Source organism: Shewanella mangrovi, from assembly GCF_000753795.1.
Classification (GTDB): Bacteria; Pseudomonadota; Gammaproteobacteria; order Enterobacterales; family Shewanellaceae; genus Shewanella; species Shewanella mangrovi.
Genome location: NZ_JPEO01000023.1, coordinates 1 through 12,095, shown reverse-complemented (window position 1 = coordinate 12,095; position 12,095 = coordinate 1). Strand labels below are relative to the sequence as shown.

The 12,095-nt window shown below is 47.2% G+C and carries 11 protein-coding genes; 9 read left to right on the top strand and 2 right to left on the bottom strand.

Annotated features, from left to right (window positions below):
* The first annotated feature begins 17 nt into the window (after positions 1-17).
* The 9 genes from HR45_RS17450 (at position 18) to cyoE (ending at position 10,434) form a co-directional block, all read left to right on the top strand.
* Entirely contained in the window at positions 18-446 is a 429-nt protein-coding gene (locus HR45_RS17450) for a F0F1 ATP synthase subunit epsilon (protein ID WP_037445524.1), read from the top strand.
* A gap of 118 nt (positions 447-564) precedes the next feature.
* Positions 565-1,926, top strand: a complete 1,362-nt coding sequence (gene glmU / locus HR45_RS17445; protein WP_037445523.1) for a bifunctional UDP-N-acetylglucosamine diphosphorylase/glucosamine-1-phosphate N-acetyltransferase GlmU — start codon at positions 565-567, stop codon at positions 1,924-1,926.
* 163 nt (positions 1,927-2,089) lie between these two features.
* On the top strand, positions 2,090-2,863 hold the full coding sequence (locus tag HR45_RS17440) for a DeoR/GlpR family DNA-binding transcription regulator (RefSeq protein WP_037445522.1): 774 nt from the start codon (positions 2,090-2,092) through the stop codon (positions 2,861-2,863).
* Between the two features lie 19 nt (positions 2,864-2,882).
* On the top strand, positions 2,883-4,712 hold the full coding sequence (glmS, locus tag HR45_RS17435) for a glutamine--fructose-6-phosphate transaminase (isomerizing) (RefSeq protein ID WP_037445521.1): 1,830 nt from the start codon (positions 2,883-2,885) through the stop codon (positions 4,710-4,712).
* Between the two features lie 915 nt (positions 4,713-5,627).
* Entirely contained in the window at positions 5,628-6,608 is a 981-nt protein-coding gene (gene cyoA / locus HR45_RS17430) for a ubiquinol oxidase subunit II (protein WP_081933529.1), read from the top strand.
* An 8-nt stretch (positions 6,609-6,616) separates the two neighbouring features.
* Positions 6,617-8,602, top strand: coding sequence for a cytochrome o ubiquinol oxidase subunit I (cyoB, locus tag HR45_RS17425; protein WP_037445520.1), 1,986 nt, complete (start codon positions 6,617-6,619; stop codon positions 8,600-8,602).
* The gene (cyoC, locus tag HR45_RS17420; protein ID WP_037445519.1) at positions 8,599-9,207 is read left to right on the top strand and encodes a cytochrome o ubiquinol oxidase subunit III; all 609 of its coding nucleotides are present in this window, start codon (positions 8,599-8,601) and stop codon (positions 9,205-9,207) included. The genes cyoB and cyoC overlap by 4 nt, the downstream gene beginning before the upstream one ends.
* Positions 9,207-9,539, top strand: a complete 333-nt coding sequence (gene cyoD, locus HR45_RS17415; protein ID WP_037445517.1) for a cytochrome o ubiquinol oxidase subunit IV — start codon at positions 9,207-9,209, stop codon at positions 9,537-9,539. The genes cyoC and cyoD overlap by 1 nt, the downstream gene beginning before the upstream one ends.
* A gap of 10 nt (positions 9,540-9,549) precedes the next feature.
* Positions 9,550-10,434, top strand: a complete 885-nt coding sequence (gene cyoE / locus HR45_RS17410) for a heme o synthase (protein WP_052074823.1) — start codon at positions 9,550-9,552, stop codon at positions 10,432-10,434.
* 102 nt (positions 10,435-10,536) lie between these two features.
* Here the strand turns inward: cyoE and HR45_RS17405 are convergent, their stop codons facing one another.
* A complete protein-coding gene (locus HR45_RS17405; protein WP_037445514.1) occupies positions 10,537-11,439 on the bottom strand; it encodes a 1,4-dihydroxy-2-naphthoyl-CoA synthase in 903 nt (300 codons plus the stop codon).
* Between the two features lie 31 nt (positions 11,440-11,470).
* Positions 11,471-11,821: a hypothetical protein gene (locus HR45_RS17400; protein ID WP_037445512.1), complete on the bottom strand. Its 351-nt coding sequence runs from the start codon at positions 11,819-11,821 to the stop codon at positions 11,471-11,473.
* Between the last annotated feature and the right edge of the window lie 274 nt (positions 11,822-12,095).

Sequence of the window (12,095 nt, the reverse complement as noted above, 5' to 3'; positions counted from 1 at the left end):
TAACATAGGAGAACAGGATGGCAGCCATGACAGTACAACTTGATATCGTCAGCGCAGAAAACCGTATCTATTCTGGTTTAGTTGCCAGTTTGCAGGTAACCGGTTCTGAAGGTGAATTGGGCGTTATGCCTGGTCACACACCGCTGCTGACCAATATCAAACCTGGCATGGCGCGCATCGTCAAGCAAGACGGCAAAGAAGAAGTGTTCTACCTTTCAGGTGGTATTCTGGAAGTACAACCTTCTTCTGTATCTGTATTGGCTGACGTTGTAATGCGTGCCGATGAGATCGACGAACAGGCCGCTGTTGAAGCTAAGCGTCGTGCAGAAGCCGAAATGGCTAATGCTGGTGCTGACTTCAACTATGCTGCAGCCGCAATGGAGCTAGCAAAAGCCATTGCTCAACTGCGTGTTGTCGAAACTATCAAGAAGAACATTGCCAGATAATGTAACTCTGCTGAAAAGGCGCCTTAGGGCGCCTTTTTTATTACAAAATTGAAGAAACACTGATCCTTGATCGCTATTTAGTTAAAATACGCCGGTCTTCAAATAACAGGGAATAGATATGTCGCTCAATGTTGTCATTCTTGCTGCGGGTAAAGGGACTCGCATGCGTTCTGACTTGCCGAAAGTGCTGCACAAGGTCGCTCATAAAGCGATGGTGCAACATGTGATTGATACCGCTAAGGCGCTCAACGCCGACAACATTAATCTGATCTATGGCTATGGTGGTGATAAGCTGCAAGCCGCAGTCAATGACAGTGCTTTGCAATGGATTGAACAAGCTGAGCAACTCGGTACTGGTCATGCGGTGGCGCAAGCTGTATCCCATATTAGCGATGATGACAGCGTACTGATTCTTTATGGCGATGTGCCATTAATTCAAACTGCGACTTTGCAAGCGCTGCTGGATGCGCGCGCCGCAGATGGTATGGCACTGCTGACTGTCAACCTTGATAACCCGACCGGTTATGGTCGCATTGTGCGCAATAATGGCCAAGTGGTTGGTATCGTCGAGCAGAAAGATGCCAACGCTGAGCAATTGGCAATTAAAGAAGTTAACAGCGGCATTATGGCGGTACCCGGCAAGCAACTTAAAAATTGGTTGGCAAAGTTGGATAACAACAATGCCCAAGGCGAGTTTTATCTTACTGATATTGTGGCGATGGCGCACGCTGAAGGCGTACCTATCGCCACGGCACATCCTACCAATGCGATTGAGACCGAAGGCGCGAATAACCGCATACAGTTGGCAACATTGGAACGTGCTTATCAAGCGCGCCGCGCCGAAGAGCTGATGCTTAATGGTGCTAACCTGCGCGACCCAGTCCGCATCGATATTCGTGGTGATGTCAGCATCGGTATGGATGTGATGATCGACGTGAATGTGATTTTTGAGGGTACAGTGGTGCTCGGCAATAACGTCACTATTGGCGCGGGTGCCATCCTCAAAGATTGTCAGATTGCTGATAATGCCGAAATCAAACCTTACAGCATTATTGAAGGTGCCAAGCTAGGCAACGCTGCTAGCGCCGGTCCATTCGCGCGTTTGCGCCCTGGTGCCGAACTGAAAACCGATGCTCACGTAGGCAACTTTGTCGAGATGAAAAAAGCGGTTTTAGGCGATGGCTCGAAAGCAGGTCACTTAACCTATTTGGGCGATGCGCAGATCGGCAGCGGGGTAAACATTGGCGCCGGCACCATCACCTGTAACTATGATGGTGCCAACAAACACCTGACCGTGATTGAAGACGGCGTGTTTGTCGGCAGTGATACCCAGCTGGTGGCGCCGGTAACGGTGGGCAAGAATGCTACCTTGGGTGCTGGCTCAACCATCACCCGCGATGTCGGTGACGATGAGTTAGTGATTACCCGCGTTAAGCAGCGCCACATTGCTGGTTGGCAGCGTCCGGTAAAGAAAAAATAGTCGCTGATTAAAGTCATAAGTTTCGTTTCGAAAGCACCGTTAGCGGTGCTTTTTTGTTTTATGGCTGAATAACGCCAAAAAATGGCCATTGATGACAATTTGTCCTTGTTTAAAACTTTCGAATGAATATAATTTGTTTCGAAACGAAATTTAGGCTGGATTCATGACCAAACGTAACACGCAGCAACGTCGTCGAACTATCGTCGAACGACTCAATCACACTGGTGAAGTCAGTGTCGAACAGTTGGCTGCCGAATTCAGTACCTCCGAAGTCACCATTCGCAAGGATCTGGCTGCGCTCGAAAAAGACGGCTTATTGTTACGTCGGCACGGTGGCGCCATCCCGCTGCCGCAAGAGATTGTCGTCGCGCCCACCAGCAGTCCATCAGCCAACCAACAAGCCATTGCTAGTAAAGCGGCTGAACTTATCTGCGATCACAATCGCATCATTATCGACTGTGGCTCCACCACGCTGGGATTGATCCCCGAACTTAACCACAAACGTGGCTTAGTGGTGATGACCAACTCTTTGCAATTGGCTAACGCGATTCATGAGCTGGAACATGAGCCCACTTTATTGATGACCGGCGGCACTTGGGACCCACATTCGGAGTCGTTTCAGGGGCAGATGGCCGAACAAGTGCTGCGCTCCTACAATTTCGACCAACTGTTTATTGGTGCTGATGGTATCGATCTCGAGCGTGGTACCACCACCTTCAATGAGCTGACGGGCCTTAGCAAAGTGATGGCGGAAGTGTCGCAGCAGGTCATCGTCATGCTCGAAGCAGACAAAATTCAACGTCGCATTCCCAATCTTGAATTGCCATGGGAATCGATCGACATCTTAGTCACAGATAGCCGCTTACCCGCTACAGCCGCCGCTGCCATTGCTGCACAGGGCGTGCAACTGTTGCTGGTGGACACGGTGAGCAACTAATTTATTCAGGGAACATATTATGTGTGGAATCGTCGGTGCCGTAGCACAACGTGATGTAACAGAAATTTTGCTTGAAGGCTTAAAGCGCCTTGAGTACCGCGGTTATGACTCTGCCGGTGTGGCAGTGCTGAACGAAGGCACGCTGCAACGCACCCGCCGTGTGGGTAAAGTACAAGAGTTAGCGAATGCTCTGGCTGAACATCCCTTACCGGGCGGTACTGGTATTGCGCACACGCGTTGGGCCACCCACGGTGAACCGAACGAGCGCAACGCCCACCCACACCAATCCGCTGGCGATATCGCCGTGGTACATAATGGCATTATTGAAAACCACGCTGAACTACGCGAGCAACTGCAAGCCTTGGGCTATCAGTTTGAATCGGACACCGATACTGAAGTGATTGCCCACTTAGTGCATCACGAGTTGAAATCACACGACTCATTGCTTGCTGCGGTACAGGCTACCGTGAAACAGTTGGAAGGTGCCTACGGTACGGTAGTGATTGATCGTCGTGATAGCGAACGTATGGTGGTCGCTCGTAGCGGTAGCCCGCTGGTGGTCGGGTTTGGTCTGGGTGAGAACTTTGTGGCTTCTGACATCATGGCGCTGCTACCGGTCACCCGTAAGTTTGCTTATCTGGAAGAAGGTGATGTAGCCGAAATTACTCGCCGCAGCGTCAGCATCTATGATGCCGCAGGTAATGCCGTTACTCGCGAAGCGAAAGAAACTGAAGTATCACACGACGCGGGTGATAAAGGCGAATACCGCCATTACATGTTGAAAGAGATCCACGAACAGCCTCTAGCGTTGGCGCGTACATTAGAACAGCGTATCAGCAGCGGCAAAGTGATTGCTGATGCCTTTGGTGATAATGCCGAAGCCTTACTGAAAGATATCCGCCACGTACAGATCATCGCTTGCGGTACTTCGTATCACGCCGCCATGACCGCGCGTTACTGGCTGGAACAATGGGCGGGCGTGTCGTGTAACGTAGAAATCGCTTCTGAGTTCCGTTATCGCAAGTCATTTACCTTCCCTAGCAGTTTGTTGGTGACCATTTCCCAATCGGGTGAAACCGCCGATACTTTGGCAGCACTGCGCCTTGCCAAAGATATGGGGTACAAAGCTTCGCTGACTATCTGTAACGTGCCAGGCTCATCGTTGGTGCGTGAGTCTGACATGGCCTACATGATGAAAGCCGGCGCCGAGATTGGTGTAGCATCCACTAAAGCCTTTACCGTGCAATTGGCCGGCTTGTTGATGTTGACCGCGGTAATCGGTCGCAACAATGGCATGAGTAGCGATGTAGAAGCGGCTATGGTGCACAGCTTGCAATCTCTGCCAGCCAAAGTTGAGCAAACGTTAGCACTGGATGACGCGATTGCTGAGTTGGCGGAAGACTTTGCCGACAAGAGCCATGCATTGTTCTTGGGCCGTGGTGAGCAATATCCGATTGCCATGGAAGGTGCGCTGAAGCTGAAAGAGATCTCATACATCCATGCCGAAGCTTATGCCTCTGGCGAGTTGAAACATGGCCCGCTGGCATTGATTGATGCCGATATGCCGGTGATTGTGGTGGCACCCAACAACGAGCTGCTGGAAAAACTCAAATCTAACGTGGAAGAAGTCCGTGCCCGCGGCGGTCTGATGTACGTGTTTGCTGATGTCGATGCCAAATTCAGTTCCGACGACACCATGAAAGTGATCCCGGTACCGCACTGCGATGAATTTATTGCCCCGATCATCTATACCCTGCCACTGCAGTTGTTGTCTTACCACGTAGCCTTGATCAAAGGGACTGATGTTGATCAGCCACGTAACCTAGCCAAGTCAGTGACGGTCGAATAGTCGTCGACGTCAGGCGCTAGATTTAAAATAAGTAGACGGCTTAGCTTAGGTTAAGCCGTTTTTTTATTTCTTCGCCGCTCAAATAGTGTTCTCTAGAAAACTATCGACAAAGGTAAATAGGCCGTTACTGTTTGGTTGTTTTAAACGTTAATGATTTTTGTTGGACTAATGTCTAATGCTTGATGTTGTTGAATGATCCATTTATTAAGCAGTTTCGTAACCAATTGACAAAATTAACCTTGAGTAAATGGAATGTGAATCGCACTGCCAGTTGGTAATAAAACTGTGTAGATAAAACCACTTAACCATTGTGTGCTCAAAAGATTTTTGTGATAATGTTCACGTTTATCAGACTGGTCAAACAAAGGTCACACTCTCTGTTTGATACGGCTTGATTGCGATACGCCAACAGCTTGAATTTTAAAGGTATAGGACAAGCGCTGAAAACGTTATGACAATATCAACATTTGACGTTTTCGGTTTGAAAGACAATCAATAGTCTCGCTTACGCACTCAGACCTTTTTCGATGTTTTTAAGCTTTTGGTGCTGATATTGAAAAAGTGTGTAATTGGGGCGTTTTCAGTTGATTTTTTAATGTAGTTCAATATGTTAAAAATCAGCTTGAACAAACATCCATCCATCATACAGTAAGAATTTACCGTTTCTTTGGTTAATGAATACTGAATAAGTGTTTATTCATATAAATCATGCTTGATTTGTATGCGCACTAGCACACTCATTAATAAAAATCAGCAACTTGGCAATCATCCAAAGGTTTGATGTATGCAGATTGGTTTCGGCGTCTATTATTGTATTTCCGATGTTCTGTTGGTAGCTGTAGTAGCGTCGCAAATGCCACCGGTCTTTATGATTGGTGGATGTTATCAACCTCTGTCGTTAGAGGAAGGTTCTTCGTGTTTATTCGTAGCCTAAGTAAGTTCGCTTTAGCAGCCTTAGCATTAGTGCTTTCTGGCTGTGAGGGTGGTGTGCTAGACCCTAAAGGTCATGTAGGTGTACAGGAAAAAGAACTGATCATCATCGCCACTGTGCTGATGTTGTTAGTGGTTATTCCTGTGATTTTCATGACGCTGTATTTCGCTTGGAAATACCGCGAAGGTCGTGATGAAGTCTATATGCCTAATTGGGCACACTCCACAAAAATTGAGTCTGTTGTTTGGACAATTCCAATCATTATCGTCATTGTTCTGGGGACTATTACTTGGAAAACGACGCATGAGTTGGATCCGTACAAACCTTTGGAAGACGCTAACGGTAACCAACTCGACCATATGACTGTCGAAGTGGTGTCGCTGAACTGGAAATGGTTGTTTATCTATCCAGAGCAGGGAATTGCCACCGTTAATGAACTGGTTTTCCCTAAGGATGTACCTGTTCAATTTAAGATCACGTCTGACTCCACTATGAATTCTTTCTTCATTCCGCAATTAGGTAGTCAAATCTACTCTATGGCTGGTATGGAGACAAAACTTCATCTTATTGCCAACCATGAAGGCACATACGATGGCTTCTCAGCCAACTATAGTGGTGCTGGTTTTACCGGTATGAAGTTCAAGGCGATTGCGACCGCTACTGATGCCGATTTCAACAGTTGGGTTGCCAAAGTGAAATCTAGTGGTACTCCGCTGAATCCTCAAAGCTATGAACAGCTGGCTGAGGAAAGTGAAAATAACCCCGTGCAATATTACAACACAGTGACTGATGGCCTGTTCCACCAGATCGTTATGAAGTACATGCAACATTATAACGATTGGGGCAAAGGCGGTAATAAGCATGGTGAGGGAATGGAACATGGTGAGCATAATGGTGCTGAAGCATCTGACATGCCACAGATGAAACATTCTTCTGATCACGCCGCAGCTCACGGGGAGGCGTAGGAGTCATTATGTCTTTATTAGGTAAACTTTCGATTGATTCGGTTCCGTATCATGAACCCATCGTGATGGGAACCTTGGCGGGTGTCGGTATCATTGGTTTGTTAGTCGTCATTCTGCTAACCAAATACAAGTTGTGGCTGCCATTGTGGCGTGACTGGATCACCTCTGTTGACCACAAGCGTCTTGGTATTATGTACATCACTCTGGCGCTGATCATGCTGATCCGTGGTTTTGCGGATGCCATCATGATGCGTACTCAGTTGGCGATTGCGACTAACGGTAATACCGGTTACTTGCCACCTGAGCATTACGACCAGATCTTTAGTGCACACGGCGTCATTATGATTATCTTCATGGCCATGCCATTTATGGTGGGCTTGATGAACATAGTGGTGCCACTGCAAATCGGTGCGCGTGACGTAGCCTTCCCATTCTTGAACAACCTGAGTTTCTGGTTGACTGCTGGTGGTGCGATTCTTATCAACGTGTCATTAGGTGTGGGTGAATTTGCTAAAACAGGTTGGGTAGCGTATCCACCACTGTCTGAATTGACATTCAGTCCGGGGGTTGGGGTCGACTATTATATCTGGGCATTGCAGCTTTCTGGGCTAGGTACCTTGCTGACGGGCGTGAACTTCTTGGTAACGGTATTTAAGTGCCGCGCTCCAAGCATGAAGTTAATGCAGATGCCAGTATTCACTTGGGCTTGTACTTGGGCAAACATCCTGATTGTTGCGTCATTCCCTATTTTGACGGCTGCTTTGGGTCTGTTGACACTAGACCGTTACCTAGATTTCCACTTCTTCACTAATGAAGGTGGTGGTAACGCAATGATGTATATCAACCTGTTCTGGGCATGGGGTCACCCTGAGGTGTACATCCTGATCCTGCCAGCGTTTGGTATTTTCTCAGAAGTGGTAGCTACATTCAGCTCTAAACGTCTGTTTGGTTACACCTCAATGATCGTGGCTAACGGCGCTATTTCAGTGCTGGGCTTCATCGTATGGTTGCACCACTTCTTCACCATGGGTTCTGGTGCTAACGTTAACGCCTTCTTCGGCGTAATGACGATGATTATTGCGGTACCAACCGGGGTGAAACTGTTTAACTGGTTGTTCACCATGTACCGTGGTCGCGTGCGTATCACCGTACCTATCATGTGGACGCTGGGATTCATGACTACCTTTACTATTGGTGGTATGACTGGCGTACTGTTGGCGGTACCAGGTGCTGACTTCGTGTTGCATAACAGCTTGTTCCTGATTGCTCACTTCCATAACACTATTTTGGGTGGTGCAGTATTTGGTTACTTAGCGGGCTTTGCCTACTGGTTCCCTAAAGCAATGGGCTTCCACCTGAACGAGAAACTCGGTAAACGCGCCTTCTGGTGTTGGTTGATTGGTTTCTACGTTGCCTTTATGCCGTTGTACGTACTGGGCTTCATGGGCATGACTCGTCGTCTGAACCACACTGATAACCCAGCATGGAACATTTGGTTGTATATTGCTTGTGCGGGCGCATTCATCATTCTGGTGGGTATTGTTTCGCAGCTGCAGCAACTGTATGTATCTTTCCGTGACCGCAAACAAAACATGGACACCACGGGTGACCCGTGGGGTGCGCGTACACTGGAATGGCAGACATCGTCTCCACCGCAGTTCTATAACTTCGCCAAAATTCCTGAAGTGCATGATATCGATGCCTTTATGGATGCTAAAGAAAAAGGCACTGCGTACCAGATGCAAGATAAGTACGAACCTATCCATATGCCAAAAAACACTGCTGCAGGCGTGTTGATTGGTGGTGCTTTAACCGTGATGGGTTTTGCGTTGATTTGGCACATCTGGTGGCTGGCAGCGGTAAGTTTTGTGGCTTCAATTGCATTCTTCATCGTACGTGCATATGACAACGACGTCGATTACTACGTCCAACCAGACGAGATTGCGAAGATTGAAGAAGCCTTTGTTAAAGGTGGTTCGGAGGTGAAGGCATGAGCAGCGTGAGTCAAGCAATTGATGCTCATGAGCATCATGAACATCACGATACAGGCAAGAATACCCTATTTGGTTTCTGGCTATACCTGATGACCGACTGTTTGCTGTTCGCGTCAGTATTTGCAACTTATGCAGTACTGTATATGAACACGGCAGGCGGTGTATCTGGACACGATATTTTTGAGCTTGACTATGTGGCAGTGGAAACTGCCGCCCTGTTGCTCAGTAGTATCACTTATGGCTTTGCTATGATTGCAGCCCACAAACAGAATCGTTCAGCTACTCTTGGTTGGCTGTTCATTACCTTCCTGTTTGGTGCGGTGTTCATCGGCATGGAAATCAATGAATTCCATCATCTGATTGTGCATGGCAATGGTCCTGATCGTAGTGCGTTTCTTTCATCATTCTTCGCGTTGGTCGGTATGCACGGCTTACACGTGACTGCTGGTCTGATTTGGATGGCAGTAATGATGGTTGAAGTAGCTAAGCGTGGTTTAGGTAGCCGTACAGTGACTCGCTTAGGTTGTCTAAGCATGTTCTGGCACTTCTTGGACGTTATCTGGATCTGTGTATTCACCGTAGTTTACTTGCTGGGGGTAGTGTAATGAGCGATTCATCTCATTCAACCCATGACGAAGGTCATGGCAGCGTTAAGTCTTATCTGATCGGTTTCGTGCTGTCAGTGATTCTTACCGTGATCCCATTCTGGGCGGTGATGACCAGTCAGTTCTCTAAGCCAGCAACTATTGTGACTGTTGTTGTGTTAGCCATTGTTCAGATTATTGTGCATCTGAAGTACTTCCTGCATTTGGATTTCACTCCATCAGGAAAGGAAAATACGATCGCGTTTTTGTTCTCGGCGCTGATTATTGGTCTGGTGGTCGGTTTGTCCATCTGGATTCTTTACAGTGCTAACGCTCTGATGATGTACATGTGAGCTGATTAATATGTTAAAGCCTTATCTCAACGTCACTAAGCCCGGCATTATTATGGGCAACCTGATCTCTGTTGCTGGCGGTTTCTTTCTCGCCTCACAAGGTAATATTGATTGGGGGCTAATGTTTGCCGCCATAGTAGGACTTTCTCTGGTTGTTGCTTCTGGCTGTGCGATTAATAACTGCATCGATACTGATATCGATGCCAAAATGCGTCGCACCCAGAAACGTGTAACAGTAACCGGAGAATTATCGGTATCCAGAGCCTTTTGGTTCGGTGTGGCGTTGGGATTCGCCGGGTTTGCTATTTTGACCATCTACACCAACGCGATGGCGACTTTGTTTGCTGTCATTGGTTATGTGGTGTATGTCGGGGTATATAGCCTCTACATGAAACGTTTGTCAGTATACGGCACTTTGGTGGGAAGCCTGTCTGGTGCGGTACCTCCAGTCGTGGGCTATTGCGCGGTTTCAGGTAAGTTTGATGCGGGGGCAGCAATTTTATTGCTCATGTTCTGTCTGTGGCAGATGCCTCACTCTTACGCTATCGCCATTTTCCGTTATGACGACTATAAAGCGGCAAAGATACCTGTGCTGCCAGTGGTTCAGGGAATTGAAAAAGCCAAATTACACATTGTGGCCTATGTTGCAGTGTTTGCTTTGGTTTCGGTTCTATTACCTCTGATTGGCTACACCGGCGTGGCATTTATGGCTGTTGCTTGTTCTACCAGTTTGTGGTGGTTAGCAATGGCGTTACGAGGTTATCGAAAAGATGTGGATGTAACGGGTTGGGCACGCCAAGTGTTCGGCTTCTCTATCATCACCATCACTGCGTTGAGTGTTACTATGGCACTCGACTTTAAAGTCGTCACCTCGCAACTATTTGTTCAGCTCTAAGCATGACAAAATAAAAAAGCCCGGCATTGACCGGGCTTTTTGTTATCCAGCGTTAGTAACAAGCAGATAGTGTTATTACCACCCTACTCATACAGTGACTAATTAATAGTGCCAAGGAAATTTAGAAAAGTCTTGGTCACGTTTTTCTAAGAAGGCGTCACGTCCCTCCTCTGCCTCTGCTGTACCGTAAGCCAGTCGGGTGGCTTCACCGGCAAACAATTGCTGTCCAACTAAACCGTCATCAGGTAAGTTAAAGCCATACTTAAGCATTCGCATTGCTGTCGGACTCTTAGAGTTAATTTCTTTGGCCCAACGCAGTGCTTCTACTTCTAATTCGGCATGTGGAATAGAGCGGTTGACCATCCCCATATCAAATGCCTCGTCAGCACTATAGTTAAAGCCGCAGAAGAAAATCTCCCGTGCACGTTTCTGCCCTATCATCTTCGCCAAATAAGCACTGCCATAGCCTGAGTCAAAACTGGCCACATCAGGATCGGTTTGTTTAAAAATGGCGTGTTCTTTTGAAGCCAGAGTTAAATCACATACAACATGCAGACTATGACCGCCGCCAACAGCCCAACCAGGCACGACTGCAATCACCACTTTTGGCATAAAGCGGATCAAGCGTTGTACTTCGAGAATATGTAAGCGCCCCATACGCGCAATATCAGCTTTACCCGCTTCAGCGCCCTCGTACTTATAACCGTCTTTACCGCGAATACGCTGATCGCCGCCGGAGGAAAACGACCATTGGCCTTTTTTAGATGGTCCGTTACCAGTCAATAGCACGCAACCAACATCTGACCATTGGCGTGCATGATCTAACGCGATATATAACTCGTCCACAGTTTTGGGACGAAATGCATTGAGGCAATCAGGGCGGTCAATGGCAATACGTACGGTGCCATGTGCCTTAGCTCGGTGATAAGTAATGTCCTCAAACTCAAACCCTGGGACTTCATCCCACAACTCGGTGTCAAAAATATCCGAAACAAAACCAGACATAACTAAATCCTGCAACTAACTAAAATGAAGATCAGAGATTATCGCAAATGAATTCCAAATTATCTCTGCTGAAAACAGGGTGAGATAACACATTCGCTTGGCAATACTCATCCTTAAAATCGTGAAAGCTATCCGGGCTACTTAGCACTTTATCGAGTTCTTGTAGTTCGGCATCAGAAAGACGTTCACCGATTGATGCGCGCAACTGAGCTTTCTTCTTATCAATGCGAATGATTTGCGTACCAGTCATGGCATCAAGTTTACGTTCTATCTTGTTGAGCATCGCTTCTGTATGCGCAATCGGCTCATCAAGCTTATCTGTTCGAGTAGCAAGGTAATAGATAACGCCTACCACTACCGCAATCAATAACCAACCTTTCATGGCTCGTCCTAATTGTTAGAAAAGCAAAACCTAGGCCTAATCCTAACAAGGATAAAAATGTCAGCACAGATAATTTAAAAATAGCAGCAACAATAAAAATATCGTCTACACTTTACCAACGGATGATTTTTGCCCGCAACGCCTACTTCATAGGCATAAAACGCCGCATATTTTTCCAGTCGGATGGAATCTTGAGCAGTCAGAAATTTTATTGCAAATACCCCTTGCAAGGGTTTTTTGTCGCCCTATAATGCGCACCCACTGAGACGGCACA

What these genes read in the sequence shown, in the direction of transcription:
- HR45_RS17405 (WP_037445514.1), bottom strand. Translation starts at nt 11,439, where the DNA reads ATGTCTGGTTTTGTTTCGGATATTTTTGACACCGAGTTGTGGGATGAA.
- cyoB (WP_037445520.1), top strand. Translation starts at nt 6,617, where the DNA reads ATGTCTTTATTAGGTAAACTTTCGATTGATTCGGTTCCGTATCATGAA.
- HR45_RS17400 (WP_037445512.1), bottom strand. Translation starts at nt 11,821, where the DNA reads ATGAAAGGTTGGTTATTGATTGCGGTAGTGGTAGGCGTTATCTATTAC.
- HR45_RS17440 (WP_037445522.1), top strand. Translation starts at nt 2,090, where the DNA reads ATGACCAAACGTAACACGCAGCAACGTCGTCGAACTATCGTCGAACGA.
- glmS (WP_037445521.1), top strand. Translation starts at nt 2,883, where the DNA reads ATGTGTGGAATCGTCGGTGCCGTAGCACAACGTGATGTAACAGAAATT.
- glmU (WP_037445523.1), top strand. Translation starts at nt 565, where the DNA reads ATGTCGCTCAATGTTGTCATTCTTGCTGCGGGTAAAGGGACTCGCATG.
- cyoE (WP_052074823.1), top strand. Translation starts at nt 9,550, where the DNA reads ATGTTAAAGCCTTATCTCAACGTCACTAAGCCCGGCATTATTATGGGC.
- cyoD (WP_037445517.1), top strand. Translation starts at nt 9,207, where the DNA reads ATGAGCGATTCATCTCATTCAACCCATGACGAAGGTCATGGCAGCGTT.
- HR45_RS17450 (WP_037445524.1), top strand. Translation starts at nt 18, where the DNA reads ATGGCAGCCATGACAGTACAACTTGATATCGTCAGCGCAGAAAACCGT.
- cyoC (WP_037445519.1), top strand. Translation starts at nt 8,599, where the DNA reads ATGAGCAGCGTGAGTCAAGCAATTGATGCTCATGAGCATCATGAACAT.